The sequence below is a fragment of the Vibrio sp. AND4 genome (assembly GCF_000171815.1).
Classification (GTDB): Bacteria; Pseudomonadota; Gammaproteobacteria; order Enterobacterales; family Vibrionaceae; genus Vibrio.
On sequence record NZ_ABGR01000013.1, the window covers coordinates 29787 to 56483 of the forward strand.

The 26697-nt window shown below is 43.8% G+C and carries 26 protein-coding genes, 1 tRNA gene and 1 riboswitch; of the genes, 16 read left to right on the plus strand and 11 right to left on the minus strand.

The annotated features are described in order from the left end of the window. Positions 1-2 precede the first annotated feature (2 nt). The 9 genes from AND4_RS13205 to rsxA form a co-directional block, all read right to left on the minus strand. Positions 3-437, minus strand: a complete 435-nt coding sequence (locus AND4_RS13205) for a DUF2753 domain-containing protein (protein WP_009843477.1) — start codon at positions 435-437, stop codon at positions 3-5. 136 nt (positions 438-573) lie between these two features. Beyond that, on the minus strand, positions 574-990 hold the full coding sequence (gloA, locus tag AND4_RS13210) for a lactoylglutathione lyase (protein WP_009843478.1): 417 nt from the start codon (positions 988-990) through the stop codon (positions 574-576). 31 nt (positions 991-1021) lie between these two features. Next, the gene (gene nth / locus AND4_RS13215) at positions 1022-1663 is read right to left on the minus strand and encodes an endonuclease III (protein ID WP_009843479.1); all 642 of its coding nucleotides are present in this window, start codon (positions 1661-1663) and stop codon (positions 1022-1024) included. An 81-nt stretch (positions 1664-1744) separates the two neighbouring features. Further along, complete coding sequence (locus tag AND4_RS13220; RefSeq protein ID WP_009843480.1) at positions 1745-2437, minus strand: electron transport complex subunit E; 693 nt, start codon at positions 2435-2437, stop codon at positions 1745-1747. Further along, positions 2430-3068: an electron transport complex subunit RsxG gene (gene rsxG, locus AND4_RS13225; RefSeq protein WP_009843481.1), complete on the minus strand. Its 639-nt coding sequence runs from the start codon at positions 3066-3068 to the stop codon at positions 2430-2432. The genes AND4_RS13220 and rsxG overlap by 8 nt, the downstream gene beginning before the upstream one ends. A 7-nt stretch (positions 3069-3075) precedes the next feature. Next, positions 3076-4122, minus strand: a complete 1047-nt coding sequence (gene rsxD / locus AND4_RS13230; protein WP_009843482.1) for an electron transport complex subunit RsxD — start codon at positions 4120-4122, stop codon at positions 3076-3078. Next, a complete protein-coding gene (rsxC, locus tag AND4_RS13235; protein WP_009843483.1) occupies positions 4122-6857 on the minus strand; it encodes an electron transport complex subunit RsxC in 2736 nt (911 codons plus the stop codon). The genes rsxD and rsxC overlap by 1 nt, the downstream gene beginning before the upstream one ends. An 8-nt stretch (positions 6858-6865) precedes the next feature. After that, positions 6866-7459, minus strand: a complete 594-nt coding sequence (gene rsxB / locus AND4_RS13240; RefSeq protein WP_009843484.1) for an electron transport complex subunit RsxB — start codon at positions 7457-7459, stop codon at positions 6866-6868. 3 nt (positions 7460-7462) lie between these two features. Continuing rightward, complete coding sequence (rsxA, locus tag AND4_RS13245) at positions 7463-8041, minus strand: electron transport complex subunit RsxA (protein WP_005425202.1); 579 nt, start codon at positions 8039-8041, stop codon at positions 7463-7465. A gap of 123 nt (positions 8042-8164) precedes the next feature. Between rsxA and AND4_RS20545 the strand changes: the two genes are divergently transcribed. The 6 genes from AND4_RS20545 (at position 8165) to AND4_RS13270 (ending at position 14346) form a co-directional block, all read left to right on the plus strand. Continuing rightward, the gene (locus AND4_RS20545) at positions 8165-8299 is read left to right on the plus strand and encodes a hypothetical protein (protein ID WP_009843485.1); all 135 of its coding nucleotides are present in this window, start codon (positions 8165-8167) and stop codon (positions 8297-8299) included. 336 nt (positions 8300-8635) lie between these two features. Further along, positions 8636-9493 (plus strand): winged helix-turn-helix domain-containing protein, encoded by an 858-nt coding sequence (locus tag AND4_RS13250; protein WP_009843486.1) that lies wholly within the window; start codon positions 8636-8638, stop codon positions 9491-9493. Further along, positions 9483-10004 carry a hypothetical protein gene (locus AND4_RS13255; RefSeq protein WP_009843487.1) on the plus strand — a complete coding sequence of 174 codons (522 nt, stop codon included), beginning with the start codon at positions 9483-9485 and terminating at the stop codon, positions 10002-10004. The genes AND4_RS13250 and AND4_RS13255 overlap by 11 nt, the downstream gene beginning before the upstream one ends. Positions 10005-10270: 266 nt before the next feature. Continuing rightward, complete coding sequence (sph, locus tag AND4_RS13260; protein ID WP_043991665.1) at positions 10271-11758, plus strand: sphingomyelin phosphodiesterase; 1488 nt, start codon at positions 10271-10273, stop codon at positions 11756-11758. A gap of 796 nt (positions 11759-12554) precedes the next feature. After that, complete coding sequence (locus AND4_RS13265) at positions 12555-13886, plus strand: hypothetical protein (RefSeq protein ID WP_009843489.1); 1332 nt, start codon at positions 12555-12557, stop codon at positions 13884-13886. A gap of 19 nt (positions 13887-13905) precedes the next feature. Continuing rightward, positions 13906-14346, plus strand: coding sequence for a hypothetical protein (locus AND4_RS13270; protein ID WP_009843490.1), 441 nt, complete (start codon positions 13906-13908; stop codon positions 14344-14346). A 326-nt stretch (positions 14347-14672) separates the two neighbouring features. Here the strand turns inward: AND4_RS13270 and AND4_RS13275 are convergent. Further along, positions 14673-14748 (minus strand) — tRNA-Asn (locus AND4_RS13275). Between the two features lie 558 nt (positions 14749-15306). Between AND4_RS13275 and uvrB the strand changes: the two genes are divergently transcribed. The 3 genes from uvrB (at position 15307) to luxU (ending at position 19376) form a co-directional block, all read left to right on the plus strand. After that, positions 15307-17337 (plus strand): excinuclease ABC subunit UvrB, encoded by a 2031-nt coding sequence (gene uvrB / locus AND4_RS13280; RefSeq protein WP_009843492.1) that lies wholly within the window; start codon positions 15307-15309, stop codon positions 17335-17337. 288 nt (positions 17338-17625) lie between these two features. After that, positions 17626-19029 carry a quorum-sensing sigma-54 dependent transcriptional regulator LuxO gene (gene luxO, locus AND4_RS13285; RefSeq protein ID WP_043991669.1) on the plus strand — a complete coding sequence of 468 codons (1404 nt, stop codon included), beginning with the start codon at positions 17626-17628 and terminating at the stop codon, positions 19027-19029. Continuing rightward, positions 19026-19376 (plus strand): quorum-sensing phosphorelay protein LuxU, encoded by a 351-nt coding sequence (gene luxU, locus AND4_RS13290; RefSeq protein WP_009843494.1) that lies wholly within the window; start codon positions 19026-19028, stop codon positions 19374-19376. The genes luxO and luxU overlap by 4 nt, the downstream gene beginning before the upstream one ends. An 83-nt stretch (positions 19377-19459) precedes the next feature. Here the strand turns inward: luxU and AND4_RS13295 are convergent, their stop codons facing one another. Continuing rightward, positions 19460-20353 carry a YvcK family protein gene (locus AND4_RS13295; RefSeq protein WP_009843495.1) on the minus strand — a complete coding sequence of 298 codons (894 nt, stop codon included), beginning with the start codon at positions 20351-20353 and terminating at the stop codon, positions 19460-19462. Between the two features lie 174 nt (positions 20354-20527). After that, positions 20528-20661, plus strand: a riboswitch (molybdenum cofactor riboswitch). On the opposite strand from AND4_RS13295, the gene moaA reads away from it, so the two are divergent. The 7 genes from moaA (at position 20650) to oppB (ending at position 26693) form a co-directional block, all read left to right on the plus strand. Next, positions 20650-21639: a GTP 3',8-cyclase MoaA gene (gene moaA, locus AND4_RS13300; RefSeq protein ID WP_009843496.1), complete on the plus strand. Its 990-nt coding sequence runs from the start codon at positions 20650-20652 to the stop codon at positions 21637-21639. It overlaps the preceding riboswitch by 12 nt. 99 nt (positions 21640-21738) lie before the next feature. Beyond that, on the plus strand, positions 21739-22251 hold the full coding sequence (gene moaB / locus AND4_RS13305; RefSeq protein ID WP_009843497.1) for a molybdenum cofactor biosynthesis protein B: 513 nt from the start codon (positions 21739-21741) through the stop codon (positions 22249-22251). Between the two features lie 25 nt (positions 22252-22276). Continuing rightward, entirely contained in the window at positions 22277-22753 is a 477-nt protein-coding gene (gene moaC / locus AND4_RS13310) for a cyclic pyranopterin monophosphate synthase MoaC (protein ID WP_009843498.1), read from the plus strand. Further along, positions 22753-23010 (plus strand): molybdopterin synthase sulfur carrier subunit, encoded by a 258-nt coding sequence (gene moaD / locus AND4_RS13315; RefSeq protein ID WP_009843499.1) that lies wholly within the window; start codon positions 22753-22755, stop codon positions 23008-23010. Before moaC ends, moaD begins: the two co-directional genes overlap by 1 nt. 1 nt (position 23011) lies before the next feature. Next, complete coding sequence (gene moaE, locus AND4_RS13320) at positions 23012-23467, plus strand: molybdopterin synthase catalytic subunit MoaE (protein ID WP_009843500.1); 456 nt, start codon at positions 23012-23014, stop codon at positions 23465-23467. 569 nt (positions 23468-24036) lie between these two features. Beyond that, the gene (locus tag AND4_RS13325; RefSeq protein ID WP_043991670.1) at positions 24037-25668 is read left to right on the plus strand and encodes an ABC transporter substrate-binding protein; all 1632 of its coding nucleotides are present in this window, start codon (positions 24037-24039) and stop codon (positions 25666-25668) included. A gap of 104 nt (positions 25669-25772) precedes the next feature. Then, on the plus strand, positions 25773-26693 hold the full coding sequence (gene oppB / locus AND4_RS13330; RefSeq protein ID WP_009843502.1) for an oligopeptide ABC transporter permease OppB: 921 nt from the start codon (positions 25773-25775) through the stop codon (positions 26691-26693). Positions 26694-26697: the final 4 nt, after the last annotated feature.

The window sequence follows — 26697 nt, forward strand, 5'->3', positions numbered from 1 at the left end:
GTTTAGTTTAAACGGAACTTAGCGATGATTTCGCAATTGGTTGCGGTGTCTATTTTTTCGACTTGTTGAGCAATGATTGGGTTTGGGTGGCGTTTCATGAAATCAATTAAGGCTTTAGTACAGCAGCCGATCGAATCTATAAAGCTTGCGCAATTTTTATTTGGGCATTGAGGGATCAGCGTAAGCACTTTCTCAGAGGCGAGTTGAAGATATTTAAGTTCATAATCTGTATCGCCTGCCCAGCGCCAAAATTGGGCGATGTTATGGCATGAGATCACCGAAATCAATAATCGTTCGTCGGCTTCAATCTCCACACATTCACTAATATCTTCACTCAGGCTAAGGGCTTGCTGGTAATGAAGAATACTGCGAACAGGGTCATCTAGTTGAAGTGCTGTATCGGCTAGAAGCGTGTGTCTTTCCCATTCACTGATCATTATTGTTATCCACATGTCTATTTTGAATGTGAATCTAAACGATAACCATTATCAAGTAAAGTAATTTATTAATAAAAGATAGGCCAGTAATTGACCGGCCTATGAATAATAGCGAATTTCAGTAGGAGAGGCTTAGTTAGCCCTCTAGTCCCGCTGATGCTTGCTTATTTTGAATCAGTTCAATCATGTAACCGTTTGGGTCTTTTACGAAAGCAATATGAGTCGTTCCGCCTTTAACTGGGCCCGCTTCGCGTGTCACGTTACCGCCAGCGGCTTTGATTGCATCGCACGTTGAGTAGATATCATCTACGCCGATTGCGATGTGGCCAAATGCAGAGCCAAGGTCGTACTCGGTTGTACCCCAATTATACGTTAACTCAATCACGGCACCTTGTGATTCATCACCGTAGCCTAGGAAAGCCAGAGTGTATTTGTATTCTTTGTTTTCATTGGTACGAAGCAGTTGCATGCCCATGACTTCAGTGTAGAACTTGATTGATTTGTCTAGATCACCCACGCGCAGCATGGTGTGAAGAATTCGACCGTTTGACATTATTTGCTCCTAGCGATGGTTTCAGATGGGGTTATTCTTCTGGGTATATTTTTTCTTTAAACTCACACAGGTCTTCGATAATACAGCTACCGCAGCGAGGTTTTCTTGCCACACAAGTATACCGCCCATGAAGGATTAACCAGTGGTGTACATCAAGCTTAAACTCTTTTGGTACTACTTTGAGAAGTTTCTCTTCTACGTCGTCAACGGTTTTACCCATTGCAAACTTTGTACGGTTGGACACTCGATAGATGTGCGTATCTACCGCAATGGTTGGCCAACCAAATGCGGTATTCAGTACCACGTTAGCCGTTTTACGGCCGACACCTGGTAAGGCTTCAAGCGCAGCGCGATCTTCGGGCACTTCTCCGTTGTGCTTTTCTAGCAAGAGCTTGCAAGTCTTAATGGTGTTTTCTGCTTTCGAGTTAAATAGACCGATGGTTTTGATGTATTTCTTTAAACCATCGACACCCAAATTAAGAATATCTTGTGGCGTGTTTGCAACAGGGTAAAGCTTATCTGTTGCTTTGTTCACACTTACGTCTGTAGCCTGCGCAGAGAGCAGAACGGCGATTAGTAACTCAAACGGTGTGCTCCAGTTAAGCTCCGTTTGAGGGTTGGGGTTGTTCTCTCTTAGTCGCTCGAGAATTTCAATTCTTTTGACTTTGTTCATTGCTGACTTCCAAACCCGTCTTTGCGGTTTATGAAAAAGCCCATGCGTGTGGTAGGGCTTTGATTTTATAATTCTTTAATATTATGTATTCGTTACGCGAGCGCGTTCAATCGTCGGTTTTTCCTCTTTCGGCTGACGAGCCTGAATTGAGCTGTCGATGACATTTTTCAATGCAATCAAAAGCCCGACGCCGATGAAGGCCCCCGGCGGTAACATTGCGAGTAGGAAGCTGTTATCGAAGTGGAAAACTTGAATACGCAGTGCTGAAGCCCAATCACCCAATAGCAGATCCGCGCCATCAAACAGCGTGCCATTGCCAATCAACTCGCGCATGGCACCAAGTACAACCAATACAGTCGTCATACCAAGCCCCATCCAGAAACCATCTAAGGCAGCGGGTAGTGGGTCATTTTTTGACGCGTAAGCTTCTGCCCGGCCGATGATAATACAGTTAGTGACAATCAGTGGAATGAAGATACCAAGAGATAGGTATAGACCGTAGGCGTAAGCGTTCATCAATAGTTGAACACAAGTTACTAAAGCGGCAATGATCATGACGAAAACCGGAATACGAATTTCTTTTGGTACGTGGTTTCGGAACAAAGAAACAGTCACATTTGAGCCGATAAGCACCAACAGAGTAGCGATACCTAGACCCAGCGCATTAGTAATGGTAGAGGAAACCGCAAGCAAAGGGCACAATCCTAGGAGTTGTACTAGGGCTGGGTTGTTACTCCACATGCCGTTTTTCATTAGCTGTTTATTTTCATTCATGGTTGCCTCCTGAACAATCTAGGGGCTGATTCAGAATCTCATCACGAGACTTGTTAACGTAGTTTACTGTATTTCTGACTGCTTTCACTACTGCTCTAGGCGTAATGGTTGCACCAGTGAACTGATCGAAATCGCCACCATCTTTTCGTACGCGCCAGGAATTCCAGTTACTCTCCGTCACTTCTTTGCCTGTGAAGTTCAGGATCCAATCCGTCACGCGTAGATTAATTTTATCACCCAACCCCGGCGTTTCTTGATGGCTTAGGATACGGGTACCAAGGATCTTTCCTTGGTTATCGATGCCTGTGATGATTTTGATTTCACCGTTATAGCCATCTGGTGCGATGGATTCAATCGCCATGGCAGTAGGCCGGCCGTTTTTGGTGGCAAGGTAAGTTGGCATCGAGCTAACTGTACCTAAGTCGGATGCTTTCACCATGGTACATGCCGCAACAAGATTGTTGTCATGCATATCTTCCGGAATGACTTGGTTAAGAACTGACAATAATTGCTTTTGTTCCTGAAACCTAATTTGATCTTTCGTTAGGAACTGAGTCAGTGCCACAAGACCAGTCGTGGCACAGGCGAAGATCGCCAATGAGAGACCATTTTTTCTAATCGCGGTTAACATGTTTACCTCAGTGACCGTAAGTTCTTGGTTTGGTGTAGTAGTCAATCAAGGGTACGCACATATTGGCAAGCAGAACGGCGAACGCGACACCGTCTGGGAAGCCACCCCAACTCCGGATAACAAATACCAGCGCACCGATCAGAGCACCAAAAATCAGACGACCTTTTACAGTGGTAGATGCGGAAACTGGGTCGGTTGCGATAAAGAACGCGCCCAACATGGTTGCACCCGAGAGCAGATTAAAGATAGGTGACGCAGTTTCTCCCGGAGCGAGCAGGCTAAACACGGTGCTAAATAGTACTAAGCTGCCAAGGAAACCAGCAGGAATGTACCACTGGATGATGCGTTTCTTAATCATCACTAGGCCGCCCGCTAAATAGGCGAGGTTGACCCATTGCCAACCAATTCCAGCAAGACCAGAAAATATCGGCTGTGAAAATACCTCACTTGGCGTAGCACCACTGTGAATACCAGTTTTGAATGCATCTAATGGGGTCGCCATTGTGACGCCATCTACACCAGCACGAACTTGCTGTAGCGACAAACCATCAAAGTCATAGCCTGTGAAAACCAGAGACAACACGTCTGCAAAATTTACGTGGTCGGACATTAATGAAGTAGGCGCACTCCAGCTTGTCATTTGTACAGGGAAGGAGATGAGTAATACAACGTATGCGACCATCGCAGGGTTAAATAGATTTTGGCCAATACCACCGTACAAGTGCTTCGCGATGACAATAGCAAAAATCAAACCGATGAGCATGATCCACCAAGGTGACCATGGTGGGATTGCCACAGCTAATAGCCACGCGGTGACAATGGCACTGTTATCTCGTAGTGCACGTCTTGGCGAGCGTTTACGAACAAGCATAACCAATGCTTCAAGTGACATTGCGACCGCAATTGCGAACACGAGTTGAATAATGGTGCCCCAACCGAAGAAATAGGTTTGGGCTACTAAGCCAGGAATGGCGCACAGGGCTACCCACTTCATCAAATCTGGTGTGCTGCGACGGCTATGAGCATGTGGTGAACTGGCAATAAAAAACGACATTACTTGCTCTCCTCAGTATTATTCTTATTCTCTTCTTGCTGAGCCTTTCGAGCTTTAGCGCGAGCAATAGCAGCTGCGACCGCGGCCTTCTTCGGATCCATTTCTGGCTTTTCAGAGGGCGCTTCTGCTGCTGCGGGCTCAGCTTGCGCCTCTTGCTGAACCTTTCGAGCTTTAGCGCGAGCAATGGCAGCAGCGACGGCGGCTTTCTTCGGATCCATTTCTGGTTCTTCAGAAGGTGTTTCTGCTGCTGCGGGTTCAACTTGCGTCTCTTGTTGAGCCTTTCGAGCTTTAGCGCGAGCAATAGCAGCAGCGACGGCGGCTTTCTTCGGATCCATTTCTGGCTCTTCAGAAGGCGCTTCTGCTGCTATGGGATCAACTTGCGTCTCTTGCTGAGCTTTACGTGCTTTAGCGCGAGCAATGGCAGCAGCGACGGCGGCTTTCTTCGGATCCATTTCCTGCTCTTCAGAAGGTGTTTCTGCTGCTGCAGGTTCAGCTTGCGTCTCTTGCTGAGCTTTACGTGCTTTAGCGCGAGCAATAGCAGCAGCGACCGCGGCTTTCTTCGGGTCCATTTCTGGCTCTTCAGAGGGTGTTTCTGCTGCTGCGGGGTCAACTTGCGTCTCTTGCTGAGCTTTACGTGCTTTAGCGCGAGCAATAGCAGCAGCGACAGCGGTTTTCTTCGGATCCATTTCTGGCTCTTCAGAAGGCGCTTCTGCTGCTGCGGGTTCCTCTTGCTGAGCTTTACGTGCTTTAGCGCGAGCAATGGCAGCAGCGACCGCGGCCTTCTTCGGATCGCCGACTTGCTGCGGAGACATTTCTGACTCTACAGCTTCGGTTGAATCTTCTTGTTGTGCTTTTTTCGCCTTAGCTCTGGCGATAGCAGCCGCGACGGCTGCTTGCTTATCACCGGCCTCAACAGGTGTTGCATCATTTTCCTGCTGAGCTTTCTTCGCCTTAGCTCTGGCAATGGCAGCAGCAACCGCTGATTTTTTATCATCAGCATTGACCGTGGGCGTGTCGTCGTGTTCTTTTTGCGCTTTGCGTTCACGAGCAAGGCGTTTACGTTCTTCACGTAGCTTTGCCATTTCTGAGTTATCAGGCTCACCTGCACCTGATTGAGCCGCCGCGGCCTGTTTGGCTTTTGCTTTGGCAATCGCAGCGGCGACTGCTGGTTTCAATGCGGGTTCTACTTTCGCCTCGGTATTTTCTTTTTGGGCTTTCACGCGAGCAATTGCGGCGGCAATTGCATCGTCACCGCCAGAGGCTTTCATGTCTTTGCGACGATCATCTGCGGCTTTCTTAAAGCGATTCTCGCGTTCCAATTTTTCGCGCTCCATGCGCGCTTTCTTTTCTTCAAACCGCAGCTTAGCTCGTTCAGCTGCTGCCGTTTCTTGAGCACGAGTACGGATTTCGGCTTTTGCTTGACGGTAATATTGAACCAGTGGGATCTCACTTGGACACACAAACGCACATGCGCCACATTCAATGCAATCTTTTAGGTTGAGCTCTTCCAGCTTTTCGTATTCTTGGCTTTTCGAGTACCACTGAAGCTGCTGCGGCAATAGTGAGGCAGGGCAAGCCTCCGCGCACTGGCTGCAACGGATACATTCCATTTCATATTGGTCAGAAGCTATCTCGCGGCGTTTTGGTGCCAGAATACAGTTGGCGGTTTTAGTGATGGGAACTTGGGTGTGGGGGAGGGTAAAGCCCATCATTGGTCCGCCCATGATTAGACGTTGCAGCTTTTTATCAGCTTTGTAGCCGAACTCGTCCAACAGCGCCTGAACTGGTGTACCAAGTAGCGTCCAAACGTTACGCGGTTGCTTGAAGGTTTTTCCCGTTAGCGTCACTATGCGATTTACCATAGGCTCGCCGTCGATCACCGCACGCTTAATCGAATATAAAGAGCCCACGTTTTGTACCAAGATACCAATATCTGCGGGAATAGAACCACTTGGCACTTCTTTGTTGGTCAAAATCTTGATGAGCTGCTTCTCACCACCAGAAGGATACTTGGTTGGGATAACGCGGATCACGATATCTTTTTTTATCGCTGCTTGTTCCAAAGCCTTGATAGCCGCCGGTTTGTTATCTTCAATACCAATGATGGTTAATTTAGGTTTAAGAATATGCTCAACGATCTCAATGCCTTGGATCAGTTCGTCGGCATGCTCTTGCATCAGTTTGTCATCGGCCGTAATGTAAGGTTCGCACTCTGCCGCGTTGACAATGAGAATTTCAGTACGCGCAAGACCAGATTGGATTTTCTTTGCCGTCGGGAAGCCTGCGCCCCCCATGCCAGAAACACCCGCGAGGCGGATCACATCTATTAAGGTATCAGCGGTCTCTTGGGTGTAGTCAGCCACTGGCGTTTTATTACCCCAAGAGTCGCTACCATCAGGTGCAATCACTGCGCACAGCTCGCTTAAACCCGAGGGGTGAGCAACGGTTCGTGGCTCGATAGCAATGACTTGACCAGAGGTTGGTGCATGAATAGGAACGGTAAAACCACTGTCTGAAGCCGTCAGTTGCTGACCTTTCAATACGGTGTCGCCAACCGCAATCAAAAGATTACCCGCTTTGCCTATGTGCTGTTTCAGAGGTAGGACGATTTCCGACGGAATGGCGGCATGAACCAATTCAGTTTTGTTGGATTGTTTCTTGTTTTCTGCCGGATGCACGCCACCTGGGAAATCCCATAGCGAACCAGTACGAATTTGTTCAATCAAAGACAACATACGAAACCTTATTTAATTGAATCAGTCACGTTCGCTGCGTTGGCAGCATCCGTAATGTTAACCACTGGAATGGCGTTGAGTTTCCACTTCCAGCTCTCTGTGGTCGTTTCCACAGGAATCATCTCAATACAATCAGTAGGACAAGGTGACACACATAAATCACACCCCGTGCATTCGTCCTTGATAACAGTATGAAGGGCTTTGGTGCCACCGACAATCGCATCTACCGGACAAGCTTGAATACACTTGGTACAGCCGATACACATGTCTTCGTGAATGAAGGCAACGGTTTTTACCTTGTTGTCGAGATCGTGTGCCGACTCTTCGACTTCAACCCCCATTAAATCTGCCAGTTTTTCAATGGCAGCTTGCCCACCCGGAGGGCACTTGTTGATCTGATCGCCGTTAGCAATCGCTTCTGCGTATGGACGACAACCTGGGTAGCCACACTGACCACACTGAGTTTGAGGAAGAATCGAATCTATCTGATCGACAATCGGATCTGCTTCCACTTTGAATCGAATCGATGCGAAGCCAAGTACTGCACCGAATACGGCAGCAAGTGCGGCTAGGGCGAAAATCGCTATTAAAATCGTACTCATGATTTATTTTACCAAGCCTGTAAAGCCCATAAAGGCGAGAGACATAAGGCCAGCAGTGATCATCGCAATTGACGCTCCTTTAAATGGCACAGGCACGTCAGCCGCTGCGATACGTTCACGCATTGAAGCAAATAAAATCAGTACTAGAGAGAAGCCAACGGCTGCACCAAAACCGTAAATGATCGATTCGATAAAATTGTGGTTCTCATTGATGTTAAGCAGAGCAACACCTAAGACCGCACAGTTCGTTGTGATCAATGGTAAGAAAATGCCCAGCAGACGGTAGAGTGTCGGGCTGGTTTTATGAACAACCATTTCTGTGAACTGCACGACAACCGCGATCACTAAGATAAAACTCATGGTTCGTAGATATTCGATTCCTAGCGGGCGTAAAACATAGCTTTCCACTAAGTATGCGCACACAGAGGCAAGCGTTAGCACAAAAGTTGTCGCTAAGCCCATACCAATTGCTGTTTCCAGCTTTTTAGACACGCCCATGAATGGACACAAGCCCAAAAACTTCACCAGTACAAAGTTGTTTACCAGCACAGTGCCGACCAACAACAAAATATATTCGGTCATAATTATTACGTTCTTAAAATCCGATCCCGATATTATCGTGTTTTGTGACCTCAATAACAACAGAAGAACGATGTGGTTTTGTACACCCAACCTAAAAATTATACGCGTATGTGATGAAACCGGATGAATCAATCGGGAATTGAAAGCTTTCATGAATGTTCATTAGCAGAAGAAACAGCTTTGCTCGCTCAAGGAGAGGAGGTCTCGATGCATTTAGCGCTCAACCGTGTTAACGTTATGGAGCAGAAGGTTGCATAATGATAAATTCTGTTTCATAAATGTAGGAGATGTTTTTTCCTACCCTTTAATCTGCTATGTATCAGAAAGAGGGAGTACCAGTGTGATAAAGATGGAAACCGTTCATTTTTGCTATTTTTATATATAAAATCTTTATGAGATTTATATAATTTTCAGATTCTTATTTTTTAAGTCTGCTAATGATTTTGAGAAGTGAATCGCAATTTTACACCGCCAATCTGATCTTATTTAAGGTTTTTAATTTCATAGAGTTTTTAATGTTTTTAATATGGAATCTTATGTTACAAAAATTTCCCCATAAAACAAGAACGTAAACTGTAACTCTAAGGTTTATTCATGTACAAAATCAAAAATATATTAATACATCCTGATCACCCGTTAGTTACTGATTTGACGACATCTGAAGAAAAGCGTATTGGTTACCATGATCATTTAGTTATCCTGATGCTTTGTGAGAATGCAGGAAAGATCACCACTAAAGAAGAGTTGCTGACAAGGGCTTGGCCTGGAAAGCATGTCTCGGAGGGGTCGCTTACTCAATCTATCAGCACGATTCGAAATCTCATTGAAGATGATGGCAAAACACAGAAACATCTAAAAACTGTCGCAAAAATTGGCTATAAACTGGAGAGCGATGCTGTTTCACTTCAAGGAAAGGTTGATGATGGATTGGAAATGGAAACCATACCTTTGGTTGACGCGCCTGCTCCAGACACTGAAACTTTGGAAAGCATCAAGATTGAAGAACAATGCTCCAAGGTTGCAAATCCAAAAGTCACAATACCTGACCAAAATCATTTCAAATTTAATCGTAATCACATTTACATGGCCATAGGTTGCTTTTTTGTGGTTGTTGCCGTGATCTTTCCATTTTATTTAACTCAGAGGGAGCCTGACTATTCTGGTTGGTTACACTTAGCCAAAATGTACTCCTCTGAGAATATGACTATTTACTGCAAAAGTGAGCAAGAAGCGCAGACCGTTGCTAGAAGCTTAGCACCGCTGATTAAGGAAAAAGTGGCTCAAGGTAAGTTATCACGACTTATCTTAGCGCATTCAGATGAGACCCTATCAATTGTCATACTTAAACCTCTTGCACCACCGACTAATCTTGTCGTGATGCTTGATGGCCCTCAATCCCATGAAAGTCTCGTTGGTATGGTTAAACTGGAGCTAAGCAGCTATGTACATTAAAAATAAAGGCTTTTACTTTCTTATTGGTGCTCTTTGTTTAATGGTTTTCTCTATTTTACTGAGTTTAAGAGCGGAGAGAAATGCTCTGGTAAATGCGACCACTTTTTATGTGACAATGGATGGTGAACGTCTAGCGAAAGAATACATGGAAACCATTGTTCATAACGATAAATTTGAAGCGGTAATGGTTATCAATGAGCCTGAATTAGATATTCCTCTTGATATTTACACACGAGGTGAGATTTGTTATCGAGAAGATGGCTTTTTTAGTTTGAGGATAAATGAAGACTATGTAAGTAGTATGGATATGGATAATGAAAATGGCTTTTTTTCTGATAAATATCTGAATGGAAAGAGAAAGTTATCACTTTTTAAATCTGCACAGGTAGTCGAAAAATTACCCAATAACTATAGACTGGTCTTATTATCCAATAGCCCCGTTAAAAGGATGATTGCGGTAAAATGGCAAGGTAATCACTCCTCAAGCTTTCCAGATACGATGACTAAGTAAGTCGCCTAACGTATGTAGGCAGTATTGACTTCATCATTCCGGGTATTCAACTCGTACAAACGCACTGCGAAGGTGTTACTGGTCACAGCTATCATAAGCACTGTAGTTACTGAGCTTATTAATTCTTAATGCTCTTAAAACAAAGCACTAAGGCCATGGTGATCGTGCTATAACAGTATTTTGATAACAATTTCAGATATATTTCACTATTGATACTTAAGACACTATGAAACTATGGCTCTCTATTTTTTAAAGAGGCCATATTCATGTATAGATATTTTTTACTCATAATGCTTTTGTTTACAAGTGTCGCATTAAAGGCAGAGGGGATGCCCCCATCGCTAGCTATAATGAACTATAATGTTTATATGCTTGATCACCACACAGATATCTTTATTGGTGGGACAAACCCCAACAAGAGAGCTCAATTATTGGCAGATTCTTCGGTTTTTGATAATACGGATGTTATCGTGTTCAATGAAGTATTTGATAATCAGGCGAGTGACATTTTAATTGAAGGCTTAAGTGGCCAATTCCCGTATCGTACACCAGTGCTTGGGCGTGACAAAAATGGTTGGGATAGAACGGAAGGTTGGAATGCAGCTAAGCTTGATGATGGCGGTGTTATTCTCCTTAGTCGTTTCCCGATCGAGTATAAAGCGCAGGTTATTTTTGGCGAAGGGTGTGGTGCTGACAAGTTATCTCAGAAAGGATTTCTCCATGCGGTTATTGAAAAAGGCGGCGAGCACTACAATGTTATCGGCACTCATGTGCAAGCGGATGACTCTAGTTGTAAGACACCTCCCTCGGTGGTCAGAAATAGTCAGTTTTCACAAATTAATCGTTATATATCAGAAGTCGATCGGTCTTTTGATGAAATGTTTTTTATTTCAGGTGATTTAAATGTGGTGAAAGAAACCGAAGAATTTTCTTCAATGCTTGAGGTACTAAATGTATCCGAACCGACCAATTACTCTGGCGCAAAATATTCATGGGATCCCGGTATTAATGGACTGGCACATGCCAACTACCCTGACTTAAAAGGTCAATTACTTGACTATGTTCTTGTTGAGCGTAGCCACAAACAACCTAAAAACTGGCATAACCAAGTTTTAGATGTGCTTTCCAAAAGAGTTGAGTTACCAGGCACGCAGGAACCATATTATTTCTATGAGTATTCTGATCATTTCCCTGTTATTGCATTTGAGTATGCAGACGGTAACACACAAACTCACAGTTTTCGTCCAAACAACAAGCCATATAACTCAATTAAGTTGCAGCACCAAATGACTGGCCAATTTGTCATTGACGATCCAAATTCACCCAACGGTTGGCTCACATACAGTAAAAATGGCGAAAATGAAAACGCATTGTTTAAGTTAGACAATTGGCATCCATATGATGGTATTTGTATTCATGACCACGATTATGTACAAATTTCTAGAGCTGATAGCTATAAAGATTACTATTGGAATTATAGTGGCAGTAGTTATTACACAAAAGATGGTAATGCTTCCGATTTTATGAAGATCAGCCGAAAATCAGAATCAGAAGGTTGTATTAAAAATGGCGATGTCGTGTATTTGTATGATCATGCCCATACCCTTTGGTCTTCTCCTGAGCAATATATCGAACCAGTCAACTCGTTCATTAAAGGTGAAAGAAAACTTCCTGTAGGAGACAATGGTCTCTTTATTATTCAGATGTCAGAGCCTAATTATGATCAATGGAAAGACAAATTGATTTATAAATAATTCGAGACTTTCTCTATTTACAATCGTAGTTAAAAAATAGATTACCTTTTGAATATAAAGCTATGCTTTGCATGGCTTTATATTTTTTGTTTTTAATATTTGTCTACCTGTCTACCTGTCTACCTGTCTACCTGTCTACCTGTCTACCTGTCTACCTGTCTATTTTCTTATTGTAACTGAGTAAGATGGTATTATAAATCATCATACAGCTTTCATACCGAAATTTCGTAAGAGCAATGGTTTTAATATTCTAACTAAAACTATTTCACTCCCACTTTTATTTTCATTATTTTCTAAAACTAAATCTTTATCTAAGATTAATTTTTTTATTTGTGATCTGCAGTGTTTTACTAAAGTTCACACCTCAACTTGTTTAGTCAGGGAATATACATGACTTCAAGATGAAAATATTCTGAACAAAGAACTCATGTCAACAATAAGTGCTAAAAGAAACTCTCCGTGAATAGTGGAGTTCTTGGTTCGTCTACCTCGTCGTTTGTTCCTGATTTAGGACCATTAACCTCTTAAGCAACGTTGCGTCAACGAATGCTATGATTTTCTCTGAATCAGGAACTTTGGGGTTAGCTATGAATATAGGAGGAGTGTTTATTTTATTTGAAATATCCATGAAATCATAAAAAAATATATTCTAACAGCATTAATATTTAATTGATTATTTTTTTGTGTTTTTTTTGTGATTTGAAACCTTTTTCTAACTAATTTGGAAGGGTGCTCAAGGCATTTATGTAAATGCGTTAGGCAGATATAAACTTAAACATAGTGAAAGGTAAAAGTGATGAAAACAAAAAGTCTCAGCTTAAGCTTGGTGACAATCTCTATACTATCTGGTTATGCAAATGCATCACCGATTCCAAATATTCCTGATGCGTACTTTACGGGTGCTGATAAGTACGTTGTTTATGATGATCCGGCGACAGCCTGTGATGTATTCAATACGAATGTAGCCTTCATTAATAATAGTATGGAAAAGGATGGTTTACCTGGTCGAATTGATAATTTATGTCAACATGCGAGAATAAAAGATGTCGGTCAAATTGAAGAGCAGTTTATAATAACTTCACAAAATGGGGCTTATGGACCTGGTTCTGATAAGTATCCAGTGACAGAGCAGATCGATGTTGCACGTACTATTGATTTGTTGATGTTTTCTCAGTCAAACAAAACTAACTATATTATGGCTGTTGATGGAAGTATGAATGTGACTCGACAAACTATTGATGATCGAGGTTACTTTAGACAATGGGACGATGAAAAAGTGGCACCTCACTTTTTTGAAAGAGAAGGATATATCGGACAAATATTCCATAAAAACTCTCAATTTAACTTCATTTCTGGAGAAGATGCTTACAATATTGCCCACAAGAGGGCCGTCGAAGAAGCACCACTTGATACAAAAGAGCAATCTAGGTTGACTTGGTTGTATTTGTCTCAGCGCTGTGAAGATGATCGACTAAACGCTGACTGTCTTCCTCAACGCGGCTACGGAAATTTCTTTATAAATCAACAAAGCTTCCCTAGTTCAACGAATGCGGATAAAGAGATCTCCTTGGCTAAGAGTACTTCTTTTGGTTTTGATATTACCGGGTCGTTTGACGCCAGTAAATCAGATGGACCTTCTGCTGGCTTGGGTGTTGGTTTTGGTTTTAGCTCTGCCGAGGAGTCAAGTCAAGTACACACCTTTACAAACTATGCCTCTGTTGATGAGGGCAACGATATTGGTCACTCGGTTGTTCAAACTATTAATGCAAAAGCAGTGGGAGAAGCTGGGGCAAACGCGGATAACCCGAAAAGTGATACTTGGCACGTAAATAACGCCATGGACATTTGGAGTGAGGACCTGTATCGAGTGTATGACCTTAAGAGCTATGAATCTTGGCAGGAAAATTACACCTCTGATAGAAATACTTGTAAATCTCAGCAACTACACTTTGGCAATGCGGTTACTGTTTCTCGAGCATATCTCAACATGTATAAAGATTGGAAAATTAATGAGCCAGATACAAGACTTTATCAAAGAGAATCAAATTACGGCATCACAATAGATACACAGTGTACTGTTGACTCTAATGGTCAAACTTTCCGCACAATGATAGATCCAATTCTTTAGTCACCAAAGGATAAAGCAAATGAATTTTGTAAAAAGTACGTTATTTACCAGCACACTGTTATTATCTCTGGCTTCTAATGCTGCGAGTATTTCTACCATCGGAACTCATGATAACGGTGTATTTAATGAAATGCAGCAAATACAACTTAAGTCAGCCGGAGAGGGCAGTGTAGCCAACTCAGGGGACATCTTTTTTATTGATAGTAACGATGTTCAAGTTGAAGATCTGAATAAAGAGTTATTGCAAGATTTTAACTCTATCGTGATCATTGGAGATGCGCTTAAGAATAAAGAGTTGATGGTTAAGTTAGTTGGTTTTGGTATCGAAAGGGAAGTGGTGGTTATTACTGATATCCATGACTTATCTAAGCGTGAGATCACTACCTACAGCAAAGGCGATAAAGCCAGTGACGTTAAAGTTGCGGCGGTTCTGATGGATACGCTCACTCGTAATCAATAGTGTAATGTGACGGGGGCTGGAGTTGGAGACTCTTATTATTCATACGAGTCTCATATTACAGCCTTCCAGCTTATCTAAGCCACGGATTTTTTCGTGGCTTTTTTGTCTATGTCAATCGCAGTAAATAGCAAGTCATTCTGGCTTGTCATAGAGCTCGTTAAGCTTGTTGGACAAACAACGACTTATTGAAAGTTTTGGCTCTGACGCCAAACGTTTTTCTTGCGTCAATTCTGATTACTTATTGTGATTGGTACGTGCTGTCAGTACTAAATCGCAAAGACCAAAGTAAAAAGGCCGCATCAAATGATGCGGCCTTTTATGAATTTTGGCTCCTCCTGCTGGGCTCGAACCAGCGACCTGCGGATTAACAGTCCGTCGCTCTACCAACTGAGCTAAGGAGGAATTGCTTTGTTTTAAAGCGGTACGAATGGTATCGAGCAGCCCTAATTCTGTCAACATCCCAAAACACATTTTTAGCAAAAAATAATGCGTTATCATCTTTACTTTTTGGCACTCCTTGCCTGTAAAGGGCTCGAGTTAGTTATCCACCAAATTTGTGGATAACTGTGTTAATCAAATCTTAGTAAAGAGCTTTAATGTGTAACTTATAGATTATGGTTTGAGTTGTTAGCTGGGGATACACGAAGGGTAGCTTTAAAAAACAATAAGTTAATTAAAATGGGTCGGGTTTGCATTAAGTGGATAAAATTTGATGTTCTTCAGTTGTGGGGTGGTGTTCGGTATTTTTGGGGAAAAGTTGTGGAAAGCATATCATCGTGAATTGAGGCAATCCGCAAAGTATGGCGAAGCAATATATCAGAGTCATCAGCCTAAGGCTAGGACGAAATAGAGAAAGCACAAAAATGGATCATAATGAGCTATAAATTTAAGATAGACGTAGATTTCATCTAGCAAGGTGTATATACATACAGCTAAAGTGCAGTAAATTTAAGGAAGGTCATGAGTAAAGTTTATCAACTGGTCTCTGAATATCAACCAGCGGGTGATCAACCAACCGCTATCAAACAGCTACTAGAAGGGCTAGATGCAGGTTTGGCTCATCAGACACTATTAGGTGTAACTGGTTCGGGTAAAACATTCACACTGGCAAACGTGATCGCACAAGCTCAGCGTCCTGCGATTCTACTGGCACCAAACAAAACGCTTGCCGCACAGCTTTACGGCGAGATGAAGGCCTTTTTCCCCAATAATTCCGTAGAATACTTCGTCTCTTACTATGATTATTATCAACCCGAAGCCTACGTCCCCACGACGGACACTTTCATTGAAAAGGATGCTTCGGTTAACGCTCATATTGAGCAAATGCGCTTATCGGCTACAAAAGCATTATTGGAACGCAAAGATGCGATTATTGTTGCATCGGTATCGGCAATTTATGGTTTGGGGGATCCTGAATCGTATCTGAAAATGATGTTGCACCTGTGTCGCGGTGATGTCATTGATCAACGCGATATGCTGCGTCGGCTTGCGGAACTTCAATATTCGCGAAACGATGTTGCGTTTGAGCGCGGTCAGTTCCGTGTTCGCGGTGAAGTAATAGATATCTTCCCTGCAGAATCAGAACAAGACGCTGTGCGTATTGAGATGTTTGATGATGAAGTGGATTGCATCAGTGTATTTGATCCATTGACTGGTGTCGTCAAACAGCGTGACTTGCCACGTTATACTATCTACCCAAAGACTCACTATGTGACGCCGCGTGAGCGTATTCTTGACGCCATCGAAAATATCAAAGATGAACTAGATGTACGTAAGAAGCAACTTCTCGAGAACAACAAGCTTTTAGAAGAGCAACGTATCAGTCAGCGAACTCAATTTGATATTGAGATGATGAACGAGCTCGGCTTTTGCTCGGGTATAGAAAACTACTCACGATATTTAAGTGGTCGTGCGGAAGGTGAGCCGCCACCGACATTGTTTGACTACTTGCCTGACGATGGTTTGCTGATTATCGATGAGTCCCACGTTACGGTTCCGCAAATTGGCGCGATGTATAAAGGTGACCGTTCGCGCAAAGAGACGCTGGTGGAGTTTGGGTTCCGCCTGCCCTCAGCACTGGATAACCGCCCGATGAAGTTCGAAGAGTTTGAGGCGGTCTCTCCGCAGACCATATTTGTCTCGGCGACACCGGGTAATTATGAACTTGAGAAGTCTGCCGGTGAGATAGCGGATCAAGTGGTACGTCCAACTGGTCTACTCGATCCGGAGTTGGAAGTCCGTCCAGTTACAACTCAGGTCGATGACTTATTGTCGGAGATTCGAATTCGCTCCGTGAAAGATGAGCGCGTCCTTGTGACGACGTTAACCAAGCGCATGGCAGAAGATTTAACCGAATACCTTCACGAACACGATGTGAAAGTTCGTTATCTCCACTCTGACATCGATACGGTTGAGCGCGTCGAAATTATTCGTGATCTTCGATTGGGTGAATTCGATGTATTGGTGGGGATTAACTTGTTGCGAGAAGGTCTGGATATGCCAGAAGTGTCGTTGGTTGCGATTCTAGATGCCGACAAAGAAGGCTTCTTGCGCTCTGAGCGTTCCTTAATCCAGACTATTGGTCGTGCTGCACGGAATATCGAAGGTAGAGCGATTCTTTACGCGGATTCAATCACTAAGTCGATGAAGAAAGCGATGGATGAGACCGACCGTCGCCGTGAGAAACAAAGGGCACACAACGTTGCGATAGGGATAGAGCCTCAAGCCTTGAAGCGCAATATTAAAGACATTATGGAGCTTGGTGACATTACTAAATCCAAGCGTCAGCGTAATACTAATCAAGTGCCATTATCAAAAGTAGCGGAGCCCTCTCAAGCTTATGAGGCCCTCTCTCCACAGCAATTGGAGAGAGAGATCAGTCGCTTGGAAGCCGCGATGTATCAACATGCTCAAGATCTCGAATTTGAGTTGGCCGCCCAAAAACGTGACCAAATAGAGCAGTTGCGCACTCAGTTCATTACTAACAGTTAATTTAAAGTCTTAAATTGTCTTTTGCAGGGAGAGATCGTAAGCGTATAAAAAAGAAGCCAATAGATCTGAGCTATTGGCTTGTTCTGTGAACATATCGTTCACTAACAACGTCAGTTGGCTAGGTGACCCGAGGGGTCACCCAGCATCCAGCACAGTTTATGCCATAATCCAACCTATTGATATTCGGTCCATTTTGTGAATGGCCGCCATATTTCAATTAATAAATAATTGCAAAATGCAAAGCGTAATGCGATTATTATTAAAACAAAACGAAAAGTCGGCTTGGATATGCAACAAAAAACAGAAGGTCAAAAGTCTCGATATCTACTCATGGTAGAGGACACTGCGTCCGTTGCGGCGCTTTACCGCTCTTATCTAACACCACTCGGTATTGATATCAATATTGTTGGAACAGGCAGAGATGCCATCGAAAGCCTGAACCATCGTATTCCCGATCTTATTTTGCTTGATCTTCGCCTACCAGACATGACGGGGATGGATGTATTGCATGCGGTTAAGAAAAGCCAGCCAGATGTGCCAATCATCTTTATGACTGCCCATGGCTCTATCGATACCGCGGTAGAGGCGATGCGTCACGGATCTCAAGACTTCCTAATCAAACCATGCGAGGCAGACCGCCTGCGTGTCACAGTGAACAACGCGATCCGCAAGGCGACAAAGCTGAAAAACGAAGCGGACAACCCAGGAAACCAAAATTACCAAGGCTTCATTGGCAGTAGTCAAACCATGCAACAGGTTTACCGCACCATTGACTCGGCGGCAAGCAGTAAGGCAAGTATTTTCATCACGGGTGAGAGTGGGACGGGTAAAGAGGTGTGTGCTGAAGCAATCCACGCAGCGAGTCAGCGCGGAGATAAGCCGTTTATCGCCATCAACTGTGCAGCAATTCCGAAAGACTTAATTGAAAGTGAGCTGTTTGGTCATGTGAAAGGCGCGTTTACTGGTGCTGCGAATGATCGACAAGGTGCGGCAGAACTTGCTGATGGCGGTACCTTGTTTCTCGACGAGTTGTGTGAAATGGATTTGGACCTTCAAACTAAGTTATTACGCTTTATTCAAACGGGTACGTTCCAAAAAGTCGGTTCTTCTAAAATGAAGAGCGTGGATGTGCGTTTTGTGTGTGCAACCAACCGCGACCCTTGGAAAGAAGTACAAGAAGGTCGTTTCCGGGAAGACTTGTACTACCGTTTGTATGTTATTCCGCTGCATCTACCCCCATTGCGTGAGCGTGGCGAAGACGTCATTGAGATTGCATACTCTTTGCTGGGTTACATGTCTCATGAAGAAGGTAAGAGCTTCATTCGTTTTGCACAAGACGTAATTGAACGGTTTAATAGCTACGAATGGCCGGGTAATGTTCGTCAGCTACAAAATGTACTGCGTAACATAGTGGTACTGAATAACGGTAAAGAGATTACTCTTGATATGTTGCCTCCACCGCTGAATCATCCTGTTGTGCGTCAATCGGTAGCAAAATTTATTGAACCTAACGTTATAATGGTGTCAGATATTACGCCGCTCTGGGTGACTGAGAAAATGGCCATCGAGCAGGCGATTGAGGCATGTGATGGCAATATTCCACGTGCTGCTGGCTACTTAGATGTGAGCCCATCAACGATTTATCGTAAGTTACAAGCTTGGAATAGCAAGGAAGAAAAACAAAACGCATGAATACGGCAGTATTAAATCAGCAAAAAATTGAAGGATTATCTCAGGAAATTGGCAGCGAAAATGTCCCGATTTTGTTGGATATTTTTCTGGGGGAAATGGACATTTACATCGGCACCTTATCTGAGCTTCAGGGTACCGCGCAACTGGGTTATTTGAAAGAAATCAGTCATGCACTGAAAAGCAGTGCTGCAAGCTTTGGTGCCGATCGGTTGTGTGAACTTGCGATTGCGATCGATAAGAAAGCGAAAGTGAATATATTGAGTGAGAAGGGGATTGAAACGAGTGCAATGATTGATCTGTTGTGCATCACTCGTGAAGCCTACCGCTCGTGGACAAGCTGGTCATAAATCACAGCATAAAGAAATCAGCCCTCCAAATATGGAGGGCTTTTGTTTGGTGGTATTGCAACCAAAGGCTTTCCAAAAAACGTTTAACTTGGCAATAGCTGGTTTTCAATCGCTTGTTTAAGTTTGTCGCGGTCATGACGCCAGTCACGGTTCGATGAAGCCAATGATTCAGTCACTACGTTCCAGTTATCAAGTACTGCTTGTTCTGTTTCTTCAGTCAGCACGACATCGATTTTACGACCTTGGCAAGCACGCTCACACCACTCAAGTTTTTGTTTCATCGTCATGCGGCCAGCAGGGCCATGCTCCGGACTTAAGTTTGCCACAAAGATGACTCTTGCCTTTTTGTTTGCCGCAATCGCTTTGCCGAGTTCAGGCAGTAAAAGTGGCGGCATGATGCTGGTAAGAAAACTGCCGGGACCGAGAATGATGGCATCCGCTTTTGCAAGAGCAGTCACCGCCTCTTTAGTTGCAGGGACTTCTGGTGACAGATCAAGGCGAAGCAACTCGGCGTCCATTTCATCGACGTTAGTCTCGCCCGTTACCCAGCGTCCGTCAGTTGATAGAGCGGTGAGGTCGGAAGGGTGCTCAGACATCGGCAGAATGTTGACATCGACTTTCAACATATTGCGGATAAGGTTGATTGCCTCTAATGGTCGGACAGAGAGGTTGTCCAGTGCTGTCAACATGAGGTTACCAAGATTATGCCCGTTGAGCTCACCAGCACCTTTAAAGCGGTATTCAAACATCATTGAACTGATGGATGGCTCGGTGATTAACTGGTTAATACAGTTACGAGTATCACCCCAAGCTATGCCTCCCTGACAATGTCGAATACGGCCTGTTGATCCTCCGTTGTCAGTTGTCGCAACAATGCCAGTCGCATTGCCGCCAAAATCTTTTAATGCCGCTAACATACGGCCCAAACCGTGACCACCGCCAACTGCAATTACTTTTTTATCGGTGTAGATATTCATTAACTTCTTCTAATTATCTGCTAGTAACGACTACAATTTAACGTAGTGAGTATAAAAGAGGTACTCACTAAGCGGTAAAATGTGTTTTCAGGAAGTTTTTTTATCACTCAAGTCTGGATTCCATTACAAATATTAAGTATTTTACACGGCAAAGCTATCAGGGATTACTTTCTCTGGTTGCCATAACTCCGAGCTCACTATGCTAAGTCTAAGGATAGGCGTTTTGAGCCAGTGACATATTGTCACAAGGGCATAATTGGAAATGATTATGCCTCCCGTGTTTGGAAAGGTGTTCCGTGGCGCAACAATTCGAAGATAAATTTCATCGTAAGTTCTATTACTTGCGTCTGTCTGTGACCGACGTATGTAATTTCAAATGTACCTATTGCCTTCCTGATGGTTATAAACCGTCGGGCAACAAAAACTCGTCTTTTTTATCGCTTCCTGAGATCAAACGTGTGGTCAAAGCGTTTGCCGATTGCGGCACCTCAAAGATACGCATTACAGGCGGTGAGCCGAGTTTGCGCAAAGACTTTACTGACATAATCCACTCAGTCGCAACCACGCCGGGTATCAAAAAAGTCGCGACCACGACCAATGGTTACCGCATGGCAAAGCAATTGGCTGACTGGCGTGAAGCAGGCTTAACGAACATTAATGTGAGTGTTGATAGCTTAGATCCGCATATGTTCCATCAAATCACAGGTGAAAATAAGTTCACTGAGGTGATGAATGGCATCGAACGTGCGTTCGAATTAGGCTACGAGCAAGTTAAGGTAAACGTGGTACTGATGAAAGACCTCAACCACAATAAGCTGCCTGCTTTCCTTCACTGGATTAAAGACCGTCCGATCCAACTGCGTTTTATTGAACTAATGCAGACAGGAGAAATGGACGATCTGTTTGCAAAGCACCATGTATCCGGTGTTGCAATCCGGAATCAATTAATTGCCAATGGCTGGTTGCTTAAAGTTCGTTCTCACAACGACGGCCCTGCTCAAGTATTCGTTCATCCTGACTACAAGGGTGAAATTGGCCTGATCATGCCGTATGAAAAAGACTTCTGTGAGAGCTGCAACCGACTGCGTGTATCGGCTACGGGTAAATTGCATTTGTGTCTGTTCGGTGATCATGGTGTTGAATTACGTGACTTGCTAGAGCGAGACGAGCAAGAAAGCGAATTGATTGCACGTATTCAGGCACAACTGCAAACCAAATCCGCTAGCCACTTCTTGCACGATGGCAACACAGGTATGACGCCAAATCTTGCGTCTATCGGTGGCTAAACTCAAACAGATTTATACCGGCAGCTGTTGCAGCTTTCGGTGGTTTTTCCAGAATCGATACCTTATGTATCAAAGAAAATTTAGAGAATAGGTGGACACATGGGTCACGCTGAAAGCAAATTTCAACCTGCAAACATAGCCGTTTTGACGGTATCTGACACTCGTATTGAAGAAAACGACACTTCTGGTGGTTACTTAGTTGAACAGGCCAGAGAAGCGGGTCACAACGTCGTTGACAAGCAAATCGTTATCGATGATATGTACAAGATCCGTGCGATTGTCTCTCAGTGGATTGCTGACGAAAACGTACAAGCAATCATGCTCACCGGCGGTACTGGTTTTACTTCGCGTGACAGCACGCCAGAAGCACTTAAGCCACTGTTTGATAAAGAGGTAGAAGGTTTTGGTGAACTGTTCCGCTTGGTTTCTTATGAAGAGATCGGCACTTCAACCATTCAATCTCGTGCGATTGCTGGTTTTGCTAACCATACCGTTATCTTCGCAATGCCGGGTTCGACAGGTGCGTGTCGTACGGGGTGGACGAAGATTATTAAGCAGCAGCTAGATGCAAGCCATCGTCCTTGTAACTTCATGCCTCACCTATCTGTATAACTTACCTAAGAGTGTAGAAACAACAATGACACAATTTACCCATATCAATGCGTCTGGCGAGGCCAACATGGTCGATGTTTCTGCAAAAGCGGAAACGGTTCGCGAGGCGCGTGCTGAAGCATTCGTGCACATGGCGCAAGAAACGTTGCAATTAATTGTTTCAGGCCAACACCACAAAGGCGATGTGTTCGCAACTGCTCGCATCGCTGGAATCCAAGCCGCGAAGAAAACATGGGACCTGATTCCACTTTGCCATCCGTTGCTATTATCTAAAGTAGAAGTTCAACTGGAAGCTATCGAAGCCGAAAACAAAGTGCGTATTGAATCTGTGTGTAAGCTAGCAGGTAAAACCGGTGTTGAGATGGAAGCGTTAACGGCCGCTTCTGTCGCGGCACTGACGATTTACGATATGTGTAAAGCGGTCCAAAAAGATATGGTTATTGGTCAAGTTCGTCTTCTTGAGAAGGTGGGCGGTAAATCGGGTCACTTTAAGGCGGAATAATGATTAAAGTACTTTTCTTCGCTCAAACACGTGAACTAGTTGGTGTTGATGCGCTTGAGTTAGATGGTCAGTTTGACAATGTTGAAGCGATTCGCGCTCACTTGGTCGACATTGGTGTCGGTACGACAGGGAAGTGGGATCTAGCGTTAGAACCAGGGAAATTACTGGCCGCGGTAAACCAGTCAATCGTCCCTCTAGAGACGGAATTGAAAGCAGGCGATGAGGTTGCCTTCTTCCCACCTGTCACAGGGGGCTAATATGGATCCTCGTGTTTCTGTACAAGCAGAAGATTTTTCGGTTGATCAAGAATACCAACGCTTATCAGAAGGAACCTCTTCTGGCGCGGTAGTCACATTTATTGGCAAAGTTCGTGATATGAACCTCGGCGATAACGTGATTGGCCTTCACCTAGAACATTATCCAGGTATGACAGAGAAAAGCTTAATCGATATTTGTGATGAAGCTGAATCACGCTGGCCTTTACTAGGTGTTCGTGTCATTCACCGTGTTGGTGATCTCGATACGGGTGACCAGATTGTGTTTGTTGGCGTTTCCAGTGCACACCGTGGCGCGGCATTTGACGCTTGCGAGTTCATCATGGACTTCCTAAAGACCAAAGCGCCATTCTGGAAAAAAGAACGCACGACCACTGAAAACCGCTGGATTGAGTCGCGTGATACCGATCATCAAGCAGCGCAGCGTTGGGAAAAGTAGGAAGGTTTTTCCACGCTAATTTCGATAAACTGTTTTCCGTGATCGGTATGACTGTGCTTGAGATCAATACTCCAAAACCAGATGCGAATAGCATCTGGTTTTTTGCTTTTTTGCCCAAAAAAATCACCACTTTCCTTTCTTCATCCTCTCGGTGACCTTGTTCACAATAAAAAATATCGAACGAAATATATGCAATTATTTGTTAGACGAAGTGTTTCATAAATGTTAATTTCGTTGCGGTCTAATAGTGTAAGATGCTATTTATAAGTTTAAAATTAGGTTTATCGAAAGTTTCACCCGCCAAATAAACGAGTGAGTAAGTATTCTTCTATTTAATTCTTTTATTGCGATATTTACTGCTGAATAAGCGTGCTATTTACAAAATTATAAGTTTTTTGCTGGCTCTTTTATGGCAAATTACTTCAATGGTTGCTAGTGTGTGACGCAGTCTTTGTAAGGTTTTAGAATTTTCTGCTCAAAAAATGTGCTAAATAATTCTAAAATGCTGATTATTCCAGCCCTTTACAAAGAAGTCATGGATGCTAATGAAAAAACTTGGAGTTTTACGCATGTATAAGAACAAAATCACCAAAGCCCTTCTTCTAGGCGCTGGTCTGGCAGTGGCTGCCTCTTCTACTTCCACTTTCGCTGCAGACGTTCCAGCGGGCACTAAACTCGCAGAGAAGCAAGAACTTGTTCGTGGTAACGGTACTGAAGTTGCGACCATTGACCCGCATAAATCTCAAGGTGTTCCAGAGTCGCATGTTATTCGTGATCTTCTTGAAGGCCTTGTCAATCAAGACAGTGATGGCAACACCATTCCAGGGGTAGCAGAAAGCTGGGAAACCACAGATAACAAAACTTTTACTTTCCACTTACGCAAAGATGCGAAATGGTCCAACGGTGACCCTGTTACCGCTGAAGACTTCGTGTACAGTTGGCAGCGTGCTGTCGATCCTGGTACCGCTTCACCATACTCTTGGTACATGAAATATACCAAGATGAAAAATGCGAAAGACATCATTGCAGGTAAGAAAAACAAAAGCGAACTAGGCGTCAAAGCGATTGACGATCACACACTTGTCGTTGAGCTAGATACAGCGGTTCCTTATTTTGTGATGATGGTCGGCCACACAACAATGAAACCTGTTCACAAAGCAACAGTCGAGAAGTTTGGTGATCAATGGACGAAACCGGAAAACTTTGTAGGTAATGGCGCATATAAACTGAGCAAATGGGTCGTAAATGAACGTCTCGAGCTTGTACGCAACAACGAATACTGGGATGACGCCAAAACAGTTATTGGCAAGGTGACTTTTTTACCGATAGAAAACGCAGTTTCAGAGATGAACCGATTCTTATCTGGGGAAATTGATATCAGTTATCAACTGCCAGTGGAGCACTATAAGCGTCTGAAGAAAGAGCACCCTGAGTCCCTCTCGGTTGTTGGTAATCTTTGCACTTACTACTACTCATTCAACACCAAGAAAGAGCCATTCAACGACGTTCGTGTTCGCAAGGCAATATCTTATGCTATTGATCGAAACATCGTCGCCAATGCAATCCTTGGTCAAGGCCAGAAGCCCGCTTACTTCTTAACACCAGAGATCACAGCTCACTTTGATCCTGAACTTCCAAATTACGGCAAGATGTCGCAAAAAGAGCGCAATAAAGAGGCGGCACGCCTGCTAGCAGAAGCGGGGTTCGGTAAAGACAATCCACTCAAGTTCTCTCTTCTTTACAATACAGATGAGAATCATAAAAAGCTGGCAGTAGCGCTCGGCTCTATGTGGAAGAAAACTCTGGGTCTGGATGTAACGTTAGAAAACCAAGAATGGAAAACTTACTTATCTACTAAAGACCAAGGTGATTTTGAAGTAGCACGTGCTGGATGGTGTGGTGACTACAATGAGGCATCTTCTTTCCTAAACCTTATGGTGAGCTCGAACACGACAGGTGGCCAGCACTGGGGCAACAAAGAATACGATTCTCTTATCGATAAAGCGATAAAATCAACTTCAGAACAAGAGCGTACCAAGCTTTATTTAGACGCTGAAAAACTAATGGCAAAAGACATGCCTATTGCGCCTATTTATCAGTATGTCAAACCTCGTCTACTAAATCCGCGCGTTGGTGGTTTCCCCGTAAATAACGCGGAAGAGAAGATCTACTCAAAAGATCTTTACATTAAAGCAGACTAATTAAAGTCAGTTCAAAACCATAGAATAAGGCCCACTCGTCTAATACATGTACGTGTGGGGCTTATCGTCAAATTTTAACTGTAACAGACTGAAAGAGTGAGTTTATGCTCAAATTCATCGCAAAAAGGATATTTGAGGCGATCCCAACTATGTTGGTTTTGATCACCGTATCTTTCTTTCTTATGCGTTTCGCACCGGGTAACCCATTCTCGAGCGAGCGTCCATTACCGCCAGAGGTTATGGCGAATATTGAAGCCAAATATGGCCTAGACAAGCCAGTATTTGAGCAGTATACCACGTACTTGACTAACGTCATTCAAGGCGATTTTGGCCCTTCATTCAAATACTTAGACTACACAGTAAACGAGCTAATCTCGGTAGCACTGCCGGTATCGGCGAAGGTGGGTTTCATTGCCTTTATCTTCACTGTGATACTAGGGGTCACGATCGGGACCATAGCTGCGCTCAAACAAAATTCATGGCTTGATTACACCATTATGTCAACGGCGATGCTCGGGGTGGTTATGCCATCCTTCGTGTTAGCGCCAGCTTTGATTTACCTGTTCTCACTCCACTGGAATTTATTCCCAGCGGGGGGATGGCATGATGGCTCGTGGCAATATTTGGTGCTGCCAGTCATTGCTATGTCACTGCTTTATGTTGCTACCTTTGCCCGTATTACTCGTGGCTCAATGATTGAAACATTGAACAGTAACTTTATCCGTACCGCTCGAGCTAAAGGTCTGAGTTACCGCTACATCATTGTCAAACACGCATTAAAACCAGCTTTACTTCCTGTTGTTTCCTACATGGGGCCCGCATTTGTTGGCATTATTACCGGGTCAGTGGTGGTTGAAACTATTTTTGGTTTGCCCGGTATCGGCAAGTTGTTTGTCAACGCAGCCTTTAACCGTGACTACTCGCTAGTCATGGGGGTCACCATTTTGATTGGTTTCCTATTCATCTTGTTTAACGCGATTGTTGATATTCTGCTGGCAATGATTGACCCAAAAATTCGCTACTAACAGG